The 14,326-nt window shown below is 73.9% G+C and carries 6 protein-coding genes and 2 pseudogenes; 4 read left to right on the top strand and 4 right to left on the bottom strand.

All coding sequences use genetic code 11. The features are described 5' to 3' along the window. Nucleotides 1-244: 244 nt before the first annotated feature. The 3 genes from BS73_RS24830 to BS73_RS24820 all read left to right on the top strand — a co-directional run bounded on the left by BS73_RS24830 (nt 245) and on the right by BS73_RS24820 (nt 8,589). The gene (locus BS73_RS24830; RefSeq protein WP_037576082.1) at nt 245-889 is read left to right on the top strand and encodes a hypothetical protein; all 645 of its coding nucleotides are present in this window, start codon (nt 245-247) and stop codon (nt 887-889) included. Nucleotides 890-1,088: 199 nt separating this feature from the next. Beyond that, the gene (locus BS73_RS24825) at nt 1,089-3,170 is read left to right on the top strand and encodes a flotillin family protein (protein ID WP_037576081.1); all 2,082 of its coding nucleotides are present in this window, start codon (nt 1,089-1,091) and stop codon (nt 3,168-3,170) included. A 283-nt stretch (nt 3,171-3,453) separates the two neighbouring features. Further along, nucleotides 3,454-8,589 carry a DNA repair ATPase gene (locus BS73_RS24820; protein WP_235215516.1) on the top strand — a complete coding sequence of 1,712 codons (5,136 nt, stop codon included), beginning with the start codon at nt 3,454-3,456 and terminating at the stop codon, nt 8,587-8,589. A gap of 78 nt (nt 8,590-8,667) precedes the next feature. Here the strand turns inward: BS73_RS24820 and BS73_RS24815 are convergent, their stop codons facing one another. Continuing rightward, on the bottom strand, nt 8,668-9,234 hold the full coding sequence (locus BS73_RS24815; RefSeq protein WP_084704866.1) for a type 1 glutamine amidotransferase domain-containing protein: 567 nt from the start codon (nt 9,232-9,234) through the stop codon (nt 8,668-8,670). Between the two features lie 150 nt (nt 9,235-9,384). Between BS73_RS24815 and BS73_RS24810 the strand changes: the two genes are divergently transcribed. Further along, complete coding sequence (locus tag BS73_RS24810) at nt 9,385-10,131, top strand: AIM24 family protein (protein WP_037576078.1); 747 nt, start codon at nt 9,385-9,387, stop codon at nt 10,129-10,131. Between the two features lie 10 nt (nt 10,132-10,141). Here the strand turns inward: BS73_RS24810 and BS73_RS39920 are convergent. The 3 genes and pseudogenes from BS73_RS39920 to BS73_RS24800 all read right to left on the bottom strand — a co-directional run. After that, a pseudogene (locus BS73_RS39920) lies at nt 10,142-10,912 on the bottom strand (outer membrane protein assembly factor BamB family protein); the annotation flags it as partial. Between the two features lie 315 nt (nt 10,913-11,227). Next, nucleotides 11,228-12,637: pseudogene (locus tag BS73_RS39915) on the bottom strand (alkaline phosphatase family protein); the annotation flags it as partial. A gap of 225 nt (nt 12,638-12,862) precedes the next feature. Then, entirely contained in the window at nt 12,863-14,314 is a 1,452-nt protein-coding gene (locus BS73_RS24800; protein WP_037576073.1) for an MFS transporter, read from the bottom strand. Nucleotides 14,315-14,326: the final 12 nt, after the last annotated feature.

The raw sequence follows: 14,326 nt of genomic DNA, 5'->3' as shown, positions 1-14,326 counted from the left end.
CACCCCTCCCGACCGTCACGCGGTGCCGTCAACGGCGGCTCAGCGCCCGTCGTCAAGAACCAATCAAGAATCGCAGGTGGGTCCGGTTGTCGTGCAACCGGCATGGGGAGCCGGTAAAGATTGCCGGAAACGGGCAATGCGGTGGGCCCCTCCCTCCCCTCAGGATGCTGTCTCGCAGGGGAGTGGCACGAGGCCACGCCCGGAAAGCGAGGGCCGCAGGGCCGGTTTCGGAGGGGGAGGGCAGGTGGGAGAGTTCCTGCGTGCCGCGCTCGGTTTCCCGGCCGTGCTGTTCGGCGCAGCCCTGATCGTCGTGGTGGTGTTCTGGCTGCTGGTCCTGGTCGGGGCGGCGGACCACGACGCGCTGCACGCCCACCACCTCCCCGAGACGCTCGGCGGCGGCTCGGTACCGGTCACCGTGCCGGTGTCCTTCCTGGTCCTGATCGCCTGGTTCACCAGCCTGACCGGCGCGCTGCTGGTCCGCGCCGCGGTCGCGGCGGGGCCCCTGCGGACCGTCCTCGAAACGGCGGTGCTCTTCGCCGCCCTGCTGCTGTCCTGGGTGTCCACCCTGGCGCTGGTCCGGCGGCTGCGCCGGGTGCTGCCCGAGCAATCCGCCCCGTCCCGGCGCGACTTCGTCGGACTCACCTGCCGGATCCGCACCGGGCGGGTCACGGCCGAATTCGGCCAGGCCGAGGTCGGCGCCGAGGACGGGTCGAGCGCCGTGGTGCCGGTCCGCGCCCAGCCGAGGGACGCCGAGCTGCTGGCCGCGGGGGCCGCGGGGACCACCGGTCTGCTCTACGACTACGACGAGCAGGGCGAGTTCTTCTGGGTCGCGCCCTTCGACCCCGTACTGCGACCCGAAACCGGGCCGCCGGGCGCGCCGCAGACGTAGTGACGCAGACGTAGCGGCGCAGACGTAGCGCTGCAGACGTAGCGGCGGCGAGCCGAAGCTGCCGGGTTCCGGGAAGAGTCTCCGCGACGCCCGGCCACCGACTCGCGGGCCCGCATGCCCGCGTGCGTGTCCGCGGCCCGCTCGGCGCACCTCATCTCACCTCACCTCACCTGTTGATCCTCGAAGGACTGTCTCTGTCATGGATGCCGTATCCCTGGCCATCGGTGTGCTCGTCGCCGTCGTGCTGCTCATCTCGCTCACGGTGCTGGTGCTCTTCAGCCGGCTGTTCCGCAAGGTGGAGCAGGGGCGGGCGCTGATCATCTCCAAGGCCAAGAAGGTCGACGTGACCTTCACCGGCGCGATCGTGCTGCCCGTCGTCCACAAGGCCGAGTACATGGACATCTCGGTGAAGACCATCGAGATCCGGCGCACCGGCCGGGAGGGGCTGATCTGCCGGGACAACATCCGCGCGGACATCCACATCTCGTTCTTCGTGCGGGTGAACAAGACCGTCGAGGACGTCGTCAAGGTCGCGCAGTCCATCGGCACGGCCACCGCCAGCGACCCGAAGGCGATCCAGGAGTTCTTCGCGGCGAAGTTCTCCGAGGGGCTCAAGACCGTCGGCAAGCAGCTGGACTTCGTCGATCTCTACACCAAGCGCGAGGAGTTCCGGGACCGCATCATCCAGGTCATCGGCACCGACCTGAACGGCTACCACCTGGACGACGCGGCCATCGACTTCCTCGAGCAGACCTCGATGTCGCAGCTCGACCCGTCGAACATCCTGGACGCCCAGGGCATCCGCAAGATCACCGAGCTGACGACGACCGAGCACGTGCGCACCAACGAGTACCAGCGCACCGAGCAGAAGGAGATCACCCGCCAGGACGTCGACGCCCGGGAGACCATCCTGGAGCTGGAGCGCCGGCAGGCGGAGGCCGAGATCAAGCAGCGCCGCGAGGTGGAGACGCTGCGGGCCCGCGAGGAGGCGGTCACCGCCAAGACGCAGGAGGAGCAGCGGCTGGAGGCGCAGACCGCGTTCATCCGCACCGAGGAGCTGCTCGGCGTGCAGCGCGAGAACCAGGCGCGGGAGATCGCCGCCGCGGAGAAGAACCGCGAGCGGGTGATCGCCGTGGAGAACGAACGGATCGAGAAGGACCGCCAGTTGGAGGCCATCGCCCGGGACCGTGCCACCGAGCTGTCCCGGATCGCCGCCCAGCGCGAGGTCGAGACCGAGCGCCGGGAGATGGCGGACGTGGTACGCGAGCGGGTCGCGGTCGACCGGACGGTCGCCGAGCAGGAGGAGTCCATCAAGAAGCTGCGCGTGGTCGAGGAGGCCGAGCGCACCCGCCAGTCCGTGATCATCGCCGCCGAGGCGGAGGCCCAGGAGCGGCTGGTCAAGGACATCAAGGCGGCGGAGGCCGCCGAGGCCGCGGCCACTCACCGGGCGGCCGAGCAACTCACCCTGGCCGAGGCCCGGTTGAAGGCCGCCGACCTGGACGCCAAGGCCAAGCTGCGGCTCGCCGAGGCCGTGCAGGCCGAGGAGGCCGCCGGCGGCCTCGCCTCCGTGCAGGTGCGGGACAAGGAGGCGGAGGTAGTGGAGAAGGCCGGCCGGGCCGAGGCCGAGGCGACGGCCGCGCGGCTGCGGGCCGAGGCGGAGGGGGCGCGGCTCAAGGCGCTCGCCGAGGCCGAGGGGACGGCGGCACTGGCCACCGCGGAGGCCGCGATGATCGGCGAGAAGCTGAAGGCCGAGGCCGAGGGGCTCACCGAGAAGGCTGCGGCGATGGCCGCGCTGGACGACGCCTCCCGCGGCCACGAGGAGTACCGGCTGCGCCTGGCCGCGGAGAAGGAGGTCCGGCTGGCCGGCCTGGACATGCAGCGCCGGCTCGCGGAGGCCCAGGCCACCGTGCTGGCCACCGGGTTGGAGCACGCCGACATCGACATCGTCGGCGGCGAGAGCGCCTTCTTCGACCGGCTGGTCTCGGCGATCGGCATGGGCAAGGGCGTCGACGGCTTCGTCCAGCACTCCGAGACGGCGCAGGCGCTGATCGGCCCCTGGCTGAACGGCAGCGCGAGCTTCCCGGAGGACCTGACCAGGATGGTCGGCTCGGTCTCCGCCGGGGACGTGCGCGACCTCACGGTGTCGGCACTGCTGACGCGGCTGGCCAAGGACGGCGGGGCGCAGGCCGGCCAGGTCCGCCGTCTGATGGAGCAGGCCGAGCGGTTGGGCCTGGCCCAGATGCCGCTGGCGGCGGCGAACGGCGGCGACGCCTCGGCGTGACCGCGCTTCCTGTCGGGCCCGCACAGGGGTCGGGCCCGACAGGCGCGGCACCGGGCCGGACGGGCCGGGGGCCCGGGGCGCCGGCACACGCGGGGCGGACAGGGCACGCGGGCCCCCGGGCCACGCGAGGCACGCAGGGCACGCGAGGCCCCCGGGGCACACGAGGCACGCCGGGCACGCGAGGCACGCGGAGCACGCAGGCCACGCGAGGCACGCAAGGCACGCGGCAGACGCAGTACACACAGCACACGCGGTACAAGCCGGGAAGTGAGAGACGCCGGACGTGAACGCAGCAGGTGAGGAGAGGGAGCCGCGGGCGGACGCGACCGCGGGGGCGGCCATCGGAGCCGGTCCGCACTCCGGGCCGGATGCCGGAGCCTACGCCGTCCTGCGCCGCAGACTCGCCGCGCAGGCGGCCGAACTCGGCTCGCTCACCGAGGAGTTGAACACGCGCCGGACAGCCGCCTTCGGCTCCGCGCGTCTCGCGCCGGCCCGTACCGCCCGCGTCCGTACCGAGCGTGCCGCCCTCCCCAGCGGGATCGCCAGGGTGGGCGACCGGCTGCTGCTGGGCTTCGCCCCCGTGCCCGGCTCCAGCCCCGTCCCCGTCCCCGGCTCCAGCCCCGTCTCCGGCCCGGGCGACGGCGCCGGCGTCCGCCCGGCCGACGTACTCGCCCTCCACGATCGCGAGTTGGCCCCGCTGCCCGCCGACGCCGTGCCCGGCCTGCTGGACGCGCCGGGCTTCCGGCAGGCCTTCGACGAGCTGCACCGCTACTTCCGCGACGCCCGGCTGGTCCGCCTGCGCGGCGGCGAGGACGGCGTCCTCGCCCTCTTCCGTACGGGCGAGCGCGCCACCGACGTCCGCGGGCTGCGCTGGGCCGTCAAGGACGACTCCGCCGAGTTCCTGGACGCCCACGGCGACCGCGAGCTCTCCCCCGCCCCCGCGTACGACTTCGACTGGACCGAGGCGGTCCGGGAGGACCAGCGGGCCGGCCGGCACCCGCACATCGCCGTCCGCGGCGAGCTGTTCGTCGACACCCTCGGCGGCACCCTCACCGTCAAGACCGAGGACGACACCGCCACCGGCGACGGCGTGTACAGCGAGCCGGTCGACGAGCCGCTGCAGTCCCTGGACGACGCCGAGGTCGCGCACGCCCGCGTGGGCGCGCTGATCCTGCTGCGCGTCCGCCCCTACCGGGAGCCGGTCGCCCGCCATCTGGTCTTCGACACCACCACCCGGGCCGTCGTCCGCCTGGACGGCATCGGCCGGGCCTGCCGCTCGCTGCCCGACCAGCAGGGCGTCGTCTTCCCCGGCGGCTACTGCCTGGCCGGCGGCCGGCACGGCGCCTTCGAACCGGACCCCGCAGTGATCCGCGAGCCGGAATTCGAACGCGAGCACCGCGCGCCCGGCGGCGAGGACGTCCTCTACGCCTTCCGCTGCCGGGCCACCGGCCACGCCCTGCTGCTCTCCTACAACCTGGTGCGCCAGGAGTTCGCGGCCCCGCTGCTCTGCCGGGACTACACGCTGCTCGACGACGGCACCCTCGCCCTGCTGCGGGCGGACGCCGCCGGCGAGCCCGCCCGCGTCCACACCGTCCAGTTCTGGAACTCGCCCTACGCGTCGGACACGTGGGCCGACGCCCACTCCCGTACCACCGACGCCCCCGACCCGGCGCTGGCCCGGATCGGCAACGCCGATCTGGTGCGCGGGGTCTCCACGCTCTTCGCGATCGCCCGCTCGGCCACCGAGCCCGAGCACACCGCCGAGGGCTACCGGCGGCTGGCCGCCGCCTGCACCCACGCCGTCAGCGCCCACCCATGGCTTGCGGAGGCCGAAGAGACCGAAGCAGCCGAAGAGGCCGAAGAGGCCCAGGCCACGGGGAGCCCGCTCCGGGACGTCCTGACGATCCTGGAGGCGCTGCGGGCCACCGCCGCGCAGACCCTCGCCGAGTTCGACCGCGTGGACGACCTCACCCGCCGTGCCGCCGACGCGCTCGCCGAGGCCGAGCGGGAGGTCACCGCGTTGGTCCGGCGCGCCCGCGGCGAGGCCCCGGCCACCGCCGCCGAATGGGTGGAGCGCCTGACAGCCCTGCGCACCGCGCACGCCGCCGTCCTCCCCCTGGCCGAACTCCCGTACGTGGAACGCGAGTCGGCACTCGCCCTGGCCGCCGGCCTGGAGTCGGACATCGCCTCCTTCGCCCGGCGGGCCGTCGAGCACCTGGCCCGTCCCGACGCCTTCGACGGCCTCCTCGCCGACCTGTCCGCGCTCACCGCCCGGGCCGGGGCCCTGGACCGGACGGCCGACTCCGCGCCGCTCTCCGCCCGCCTGGACGAGCTGCAGCGCGGACTGCGCACCGTCACCGACGTCGTCACCGAGCTGGACATCGGCGACGCCGCCGTCCGCACCGGCATCCTGGAGCGCGTAGGCCGGGTGCTCGCCTCCGCCAACGCCGCCCGGGCGGCGCTCGCTGCGCGCCTGGCCGAGCTCGGCGAGGACGAGAGCCGGGCCGAGTCCGCGGCCGAACTCGCCCTGCTGCGCCAGACCACCGCGACCGCCCTCGCCTCCGCGGGGACCCCCGCCGCGTGCGAGGAGCAGTCGGCACGCCTGCTCTTCCGGCTGGAGGACCTGGAGTCCCGCTTCGGCGCCTCCGAGGAGGCCCTGGCCCGTACCGCGGAACTGCGCGCGGAGATCACCGACGCCTTCGCGGCCCGCCGCCAGAACCTGCTGGACGAGCGCGCCCGCCGGGCCGAGCGGCTGCTCCGCGCCGCCGAGCAGGCGCTGCGGACGGTCGGCCTCCGGGTCTCCGCGCTGCCGGACGCCACCGCGGCCGCCGCCTACTTCGCCACCGACCCGGTGGTGGCCCGGATCCGCAGGGCGGCGGCCGACCTGCGCGGGCTCGACGAGCCGCTGCGCGCCGAGGAGTTGGAAGGCCGGCTGGCCGAGGCCGGGCAGGCGGCCGCCCGTGCCCTGCGCGACCGCGCCGATCTGTACACGGAGGGCGGCCGCGTGGTCCGCCTGGGCCGGCGCCGCTTCACCGTCACCACCCAGCCGTTCGACCTCGCCCTGGTCCCGGGCGCCGACGGAGGCCTGGACCTCGCCGTCACCGGCACCGACTACCGCGAGCCCGTCACCGACCCGGACTTCCTCAGCACCTGCGACTGCTGGGGCCGCACGCTCCCCTCGGAGTCACCGGCCGTCTACCGTGCCGAGTACCTGGCCGCCCGCCTGCTACGCGACAACGGCCCGGACGCGCTCGGCTCCAACGCCCTCGGCTCCGATCCGGACGACCTCGTCGAACTCACCGAACTCGCCTCCGCCGCCGCCCGATCCGCCTACGACGAGGGCTACGAGCAGGGTGTGCACGACCACGACGCCGCGCTCATCCTCGCCGCCCTCCTGCGGCTCCGCGCCGGGGCGGGCGTGCTGCGCTTCCCCGCGCGGGCGCGGGCCTCCGCCCAGCTCTTCTGGGCGCACGGCGCGACCCCCGAGTCGCGCGCCGTCTGGGCCCTGCGCGCCGCCTCCCTGTCCCGGGCCCGCGCCGACTTCGGCCCGACGCCGGGCGGTGCCGCCGGGATCGCCGCCTGGTGCGCCGAACTCGCCCGCGCCATCGAGGAGTTCACGCCGGGGGACGGCTCCTCGCCCGCCGCCGCCGAGTACCTCTTCGAGGAGCTGACCGAGACCCCCGACGACTTCGCCCTCAGCGCCGGCGCCCGCACCTTCCTGGACGGCTTCCACCGCGCCATGAGCGAGGACGCGCGGGCCTCCTACCCGGACGCCCTCTCCTCCCTCGCCGACGACCTCCCCGCCCGCCGCCAGCTCGTCGAGACCTGGCTCAGCGCCTACGCCGACGCGAGCGCCGCCTCCACCGAGGCCGACTCGGCTCTCGACGCCGTCCCGGCCTCGATCGCCGAAGCCGTCGCCGCCGAGCTCACCCCCGGACTCCCCCGTCGCCTGGTCGAGGCCCCGCTCTCCCACACGGTGGAGGGCCTCCGCGGCAGCCACCCGCGCATCGACCACGGCCGGCTGGAGGTCCGCCTGGACGAACTCCTCGACCGCACGGCCAGGTTCGAGGCCGTCGAGGTCCCGGCCTTCCGCGCCTACCAGCACCGCCGTGCCGACCTGGTCGCCGCCGCCCGAGCCCAGCTGCGCCTGGACGAGCACCGTCCGCGGGTCAGTGCCGGCTTCGTCCGCAACCGCCTGATCGAGGAGGTGTACCTGCCCCTCGTCGGGGACAGCCTGGCCCGCCAGCTCGGTACGGCCGAGGGCCCGCGCGTCGCCCAGCAGGGCCTGCTCCTCCTCGTGTCGCCGCCCGGCTACGGCAAGACCAGCCTGATCGACTACGTCGCCGACCGCCTCGGCCTGCTGCTGGTCCGGGTGGACGGGCCGGCCCTCGGCGAGGGCACGACCTCCCTCGATCCGGCCCGGGCCCCGGACGCGGCCGCTCGCCGCGAGATCGAGAAGGTCAACTTCGCGCTGGCCGCGGGCGGCAACGTGCTTCTGCACCTCGACGACGTCCAGCACGCCTCCCCCGAGCTGCTGCAGCGCTTCATCCCGCTGTGCGACGCGCAGCGCGGCGTCGAGGGGGTGTGGAACGGCGCGGCCCGCCGCTACGACCTGCGCGGCAAGCGCTTCGCGGTGTGGATGACCGCCAACCCGTACACCGAGTCCGGCGGCCGCTTCCGCATCCCCGACATGCTGGCCAGCCGCGCCGACGTCTGGAACCTGGGCGAGGTCCTCTCCGGCCGCGAGGACGCCTTCTCGCTCAGCTTCATCGAGAACGCCCTGGCCGCCAACCCGGTCCTGGCTCCCGCGGCCGCCTTCGACCGGTCGGACCTGACCACTCTCCTCCGCCTCGCCGCCGGCGATCCCGCCGCCCGCCGGGAGCCCCTCCGGGCCGCCTGCCCGCCCGCCGACCTGGCCCGGATCGAGAGCGTCCTGCGCCATCTGCTGGCAGCCCGGGACACGGTGCTGGCGGTCAACGCCGCCTACATCGCCTCGGCCGCGCAGTCGCCGGAGACCCGCACGGAGCCGCCGTTCCTCCTCCAGGGCTCCTATCGGGACATGAACGCCGTCGCCGCCCGCCTGGACCCCGCCATGAACCCGGCCGAGGCCGCGGCGGTCGTCGACGACCACTACACGGCCGCCGCCCAGACTCTCGCCACCGGCGCGGAGTTCAACCTCCTGCGCCTGGCCGAACTGCGCGGCGCCCTGACCCCGGAGGAGGGCGTCCGTCTCAAGGAGATCCGGGCCGCCCACGTCCGGGCCCGCGCGCTCACCGGCGCGGGCGGCGGCCCGGAGGCCGATCCCGCCCATCGCGCGGCGGCCGCCCTCTCCCTCCTGGCCGACCGGGCCGCGGCCATCGAATCCGCCATCCTCCGTACCGCGGAGCGCGAGTCGCACGCCCCACGGCACCCGCGCTGATCCGCGGCGGGGAGGGGAGGCCGGTGAGGAGGGGGCGCGCCCGGTCAGGAGGGGCGCCCGGTCAGGCGGGCCGCCCGGTCAGCCCTTCGGGCCCTTGGCGAACTCGGTGATCAGGGCCTTGTCGAAGGCCGGCAGGTCGTCCGGCTTGCGGCTGGTGATCAGCACGTTGGGCCCGCCGGGGCAGACGAAGACCTCCTCGTCGACCCAGTGGCCGCTGGCGTTCTCGATGTCGGTGCGCAGGCTCGGCCAGGAGGTCAGCGTGCGGTCGCGGACCACGCCGGCCTCGACCAGGGTCCACGGGCCGTGGCAGATCGCCGCGACCGGCTTGCGGGCGTCGAAGAAGGCCTTGGTGAAGGCCACCGCGTCGGAGTCGGTCCGCAGGAAGTCGGGGTTGGCCACGCCGCCGGGCAGGACCAGCGCGTCGTAGTCGGCCGGGTCGGCGTCCGCGACCTGCTGGTGGACCGGGAAGGTGTCCGCCTTGTCCAGATGGTTGAAGGCCTGGACGCGTTCGGCGCCCGTGGAGAGGAGGCGCGGCGTCCCGCCCGCGTCGTGGACGGCCTGCCAGGGATCGGTCAGTTCGACCTGCTCCACTCCTTCGGGCGCGACGAGGAAGGCGATGGTCTTGTTCTGGAGTTCGGTGCTCACGGTCACTCCACCCTTCGGTAGGTCGGGGGTGGGCCTCGATGGTTCCCGGCAGCGCGCCTAGCCCGGCCGCGCGCGATCAAACCCCCGCCGACCGGGAACGGCGGGCCCGGGAGCTGCGTCCATACCCACGGGTAGGCGAAGGGGGCGGCGATGGAAGCCGTGGTCAAGGGGAGCACCATGCCGGTGCTCGAAGTCACCATGAACGTCGGGGAGAGCCTGGTCACGCCGCACGGCGAGCTCTCCTGGATGTCCGAGAACATGACGATGAGCCAGTCCGCCCAGGCTGGCGGCGGCCTGCTGCGGACGCTGAAGCGGCTGGCCGGCGGCGGGGGGCTGTTCCTCACCCGCTACCAGCCCGAGGGCGGCCCGGGGATGGTCGCCTTCGCCTCGAAGGTGCCCGGCCACATCGTGCCGGTCGACGTCGACCGGGACCGCGGCTACCTGGTGCACCGGCACGGCTGGCTGGCCGGCACCCCCGGGGTGACGCCGACGGTCGGGCTGCAGCAGAGCTTCCGCGGGGGGCTGTGGGGCGGGGACGGCTTCCTCCTCCAGCGGCTGGAGGGCAGCGGCCGGGCCTGGATCGAGCTCTCCGGAGAGCTGTGCCACTACCAGCTCCCGGCCGGGCGGACGATGCTCGTCCACCCGGGGCACATCGGGATGTTCGAGGAGCGGGTGCGGTTCACCATGACCCGGGTGCCGGGCGTGACCAACCGCCTCTTCGGCGGCGACGGCTACTACCTGGTCGCGCTCACCGGGCCCGGCGACATCTGGCTCCAGTCCATGCCGCTGCCGAACCTGGCGCACGCCCTGGTGCCGTACCTCCCGCTCGGTGGCGAGCGGGAGGCGGTCGAGGCCGGCGGCCTGGGCGGGGTGCTGGGCGGCCTGCTGCGGGACTGAGCCGGGCCGGTCAGGGCGCGAAGGCGATGGTGGCCGGTTCGGCGGAGAGCGCGATCAGGGTGCTGGACAGCACCCGCATGGTCGCCGGGTCGATGACGTCGAGGGTGCTGGAGACGTTGGTGGCGACCCAGGCGAGCCCGGTCACCGGGTCGATGGAGAGGCCGGTCGGGATGTGGTGGACGGCCGCCCGGCCCAGGACCCGGCCGGTGGCCGCGTCCAGCGCGGTGACCGTGTCCTCGCCGGAGTTGGTGACCAGCACCCGGCTGCCGTCCCCGGTCACCGCCGTCCGCCACGGGGTGCGGCCGACGGGGATACGGGAGACCGTCCGGCCGGCCGCCAGGTCGATCACCGAGACGGTGTTCCGGGAGGGGTTGGCCACGTAGGCGCGGCGGCCGTCGGGGTGGACGGAGACGCCGACGGCCCGGGACTGGTCGGGCAGCCGGCCGCGCACCCGGCCGCTCTCGGCGTCCACCACGACCAGGCCGTCGTAGCAGGTGACGAGGAGCGAACGGCCGTCCGGGAGGGGGGCGACGGTGTGCGGGGAGGTGCCGACCCGCCAGGTGTCCGCGACCTCGTCGGAGCCGGTGTCGATGACGGAGAGGCTGTTCGAGGAGCCGGGCCCGGTGTCCGAGCCGGTGTTGGCCACATAGACCAGCCCGCCGTCCGGCGACACGGCGACGCCGTGGGGGTAGAGGCCCACCGTGACGGAGGAGGTCACCGCCCGCTTGGCGGTGTCGTAGACCGCGACGTCGCTCTCCCCCGAGTTGGCGATGTAGAGCTTGCCGCCGTCCGGCAGGGCGGCGACGCCGTAGGGGTTGGTGACTCCGCTGTAGGAGGCGGCGACCAGGGTCCTGGTGGCCGTGTCGACCATGGCGAGGATGCTCCCCGCCGGGCAGGCCGCGTAGGCCAGCCGGCCGGCGCCCGCGGGGGCGGCGGTGGGGACCCGGACGGCCGGTCCCGGGAACTCGGTGGCCTTCTTCTGACGGGCCGTCGGGTCCTCGGCGATCCGGTTGCGGAACCAGTGGCTGCTGCCGGGGTAGCGCTCGGGGGCGGACGGAATCGCGGAGGGGCTCGCACTGCGGCTGCTCACGCTGCCCTGGTGCGGCGGCGTCTGGTCGGCGCCGGGGAAGGTGGCCGGCGGCAGTGTCGCCACCTCGTACTCGGCCAGCCGCAGCTCGCCCTTGGTCTCCGGGAGTTGCGGGAAGGAGCCGTCCGAACCGCCGCCCGGGAGGCCGAAGGCCGAGGTGAGGTCGCCGAAGGTGGAGCGGCGCCAGGCGCTGATGTTGGTCTCCTGGACGCCGGTCAGCCTTTCCAGGAAGCGCAGCACCGAGGTGTGGTCGAAGTTCTCGGTGGCGACCAGCCCGCCCCGGGTCCACGGCGAGACGATGACGCACGGCACCCGCACCCCGGCGCCGATCGGCAGGCCGCCGACGAACTCGTCCGGGGTGCCGGCCGGCGGCAGTGGCGGGACCACGTGGTCGAAGAGGCCGTCGTTCTCGTCGTAGTTGAGGATGAAGACGGTCTTCCGCCACAGGTCGCGGTTGGCGGCCACGGCGTCCAGCTGCCGGGCCAGGAAGTCGGCGCCGGAGGCCGGCAGGTAGTCCGGGTGCTCGGACTGGCCGGAGGTCGGAATGATCCAGGAGACGGTGGGCAGGCGGCCGTTGAGGGCGTCCTGCTCGAAGCGGTCGGCCGGGCCGATGGTCAGGCCGTGCTCGTGGAGGGCCGAACCGGGCTCGGCGTTCTGGAAGTTGGCGAAGAACTCGAGCGGGTTGCAGCCGTAGTCGTCCTCCTGCTGGTAGACGTGCCAGGAGACGCCGGCCGCGGTCAGCCGCTCGGGATAGGTGGTCCAGCGGAACGGGGACGGGATGGTGTTGCTGGTCACCGGGCCGCCCATGGTGCCGCTCGGGTCGATGGTGCCGGTCCAGTGGTAGAGCCGGTTGGGCCAGGTCGGGCCGAGCAGGGAGCAGTGGTAGCCGTCGCAGAGGGTGAAGGCCTCGGCCAGCGCCCAGTGGAAGGGGATGTCGTCCCGCTCGTAGTAGCCCATCGTGTAGGGGCCGCGGGCCTCGCCGTCCGCCTTGCGGTGGGCGGGGACCCAGTTGTCCATCCGTCCGCCGTTCACCGCGGAGTGCTGGACCGACCAGGCGTGGCTGGTCGAGGGGATCGCCTGCGCGCTGGTGGTGCGGGTGTCGAGGTGGAACGGGAGGAGGTAGCCGTCCGGGTTCTCCGGGTCGGGCTGGTAGAAGACCGAGCGGCCGGTGGAGAGCTGGACCGCGTTCGGGTCGTCGAACCCGCGGACCCCCGGCATGGTGCCGAAGTAGTGGTCGAACGAGCGGTTCTCCTGCATCAGGATCACCACGTGCTCGATCTCGTCGAGGGAGCCGAGTCGGCGGGCCGGCTCGGCGGCGACCGCCTGCCGGAGGTTGGGCGGCAGCAGGGCCGCGGCGGCCGCCGCGGCGCCGGTGCCCGCGGCGCGCTTGAGGAAACGGCGCCGGGAGAACTCAGCCACGGCCGCCTCCCCCGTCTCCGGGGGTGCCATGGGCGCGCCTGCGGCGCTGGGGGCGCTGGGATGTCGGGACTCTCAACTGTCGCATCCACGTCATATGGACACATCCTCACCGCAGCGCGTGTACAGGTCAATAACACACGCAGGACAGGGATGGGAAGTCGCGACGAAATCCTCCGCCGGGTCCCGGTGACGGACAGCGCCCCCGTCGCGTCGGGGGACGTCGCGCTAGCCGGTGGTCGCCGCGGCGTGGACGACCGCCTCGCGGCCGCGGTTCCGCCGGTGGCCGGTGTCGCTCAGCAGCCTGCCGTTGGTCTCCGGCGCCCAGGCGATCGCGGTGACCCCGCCGACCAGCGAGACCACGCCCATGATGAACATCGACCAGCCGAGGCCGAGATGGTCGAGGGAGAGCGGCAGCAGGAAGGTGCCGATGGCGGCGCCGATCCGGCTGGCGGCCGAGGCGAAGCCGACGCCGGAGGTCCGGATCGGGGTCGGGAAGACCTCCTCCGGATAGATCCCCGGCAGGATGCTCATGATCCCGTAGGAGAAGAGGTAGCCGAAGAAGCAGACGGTCCCCAGCCAGACCGGCAGCAGATGCCCCAGGGCCACCAGGAAGAGCGCCAGCGCGCAGCCGAACATCGGCCAGACCAGGATGGTCCGGCGGCCGACCCGGTCCACCAGCCACCATCCGGTGCAGGCGCCGACCAGCGCGATGACCGTGCCGAGGAGCGCGCCGGCCAGCGCGGAGCTGCCCAGGCCTATCGCGGTGAGGACGGTCGGCTGGAAGAAGGTCAGCGCGAAGTACGGCAGGACGATGCAGATCCAGAAGGTGGACGCGAAGACCGTCCGCAGCAGGTAGTCCCGGGAGAAGAGCATCGCGTACCGGGTGGGCGCGGCCTCCTCGGCCTGGATGTCGGCGGCCTCCACGGCGAGGTCGCGGGCGATCGCGGCACTCGCCGGGTCCGCGGAGCCGGCGCCGGAGCGGACGGCGAGCGACTCGGCGAGGACCCGCTCCGCGTCCTCCCGGCGGCCCTTGGACATCAGCCAGCGCGGCGACTCGGGCAGTCCGTGCCGCAGCACCAGGCAGGCCACCGCCGGTACGGCGCTGGCCGCGAGGGTGATGTGCCAGGCGTTCGGCCAGTTGCTGTTGATCACGTAACCGACCAGGTAGGCCACCACGTACCCGACGTTCCAGAGGATCTCCAGGACGCCGAGGTAGTTGCCGCGTTTGGCGCGCGGGGAGAACTCGGCGAGCAGCGGGGAGCCGATCGAGTAGTCGGCGCCGACGGCGAGGCCCATCACCAGGCCCAGCACCATCACCTGCCAGGGGGCGTCCACCGCCAGCATGAGCAGCGCGCAGGCGAGGAAGACCGACAGGTCGATGGTGAACATCGGGCGGCGGCCGAGGCGGTCGGTCAGATAGCCGAGGAAGAGCCCGCCGAAGAAGGTGCCGATCAGGGTGGACGAGGAGATCAGCGTCGACCAGGTGAGGGTGACGCCGATCTGCCGGGACATCGCGCTGCCGGCGAGCGCCGAGGCCACCGAGGCGAAGACGAAGCCGTCGATGAACATCCCGCCGCCGGTGGCCAGGGTGAGCCGGCGGAGGAAGCGGCGGGGGTCGGCGGGTCTACCGGTGGCAGGCGCGGGTTGGCTGGGCGACGGCGGAGCTGCGGACGTCATCTGGGGGTCCGG

It is taken from the genome of Phaeacidiphilus oryzae TH49, assembly GCF_000744815.1.
Classification (GTDB): Bacteria; Actinomycetota; Actinomycetes; order Streptomycetales; family Streptomycetaceae; genus Phaeacidiphilus; species Phaeacidiphilus oryzae.
Note: the sequence above shows the minus strand (reverse complement) of the source record. Positions and strands in the feature narration are given on the sequence as shown.

Bases quoted from the DNA above. Each gene is read 5' to 3' on its own strand.
- BS73_RS24825 (WP_037576081.1), top strand. From the start codon at position 1,089: ATGGATGCCGTATCCCTGGCCATCGGTGTGCTCGTCGCCGTCGTGCTG.
- BS73_RS24810 (WP_037576078.1), top strand. From the start codon at position 9,385: ATGGAAGCCGTGGTCAAGGGGAGCACCATGCCGGTGCTCGAAGTCACC.
- BS73_RS24800 (WP_037576073.1), bottom strand. From the start codon at position 14,314: ATGACGTCCGCAGCTCCGCCGTCGCCCAGCCAACCCGCGCCTGCCACC.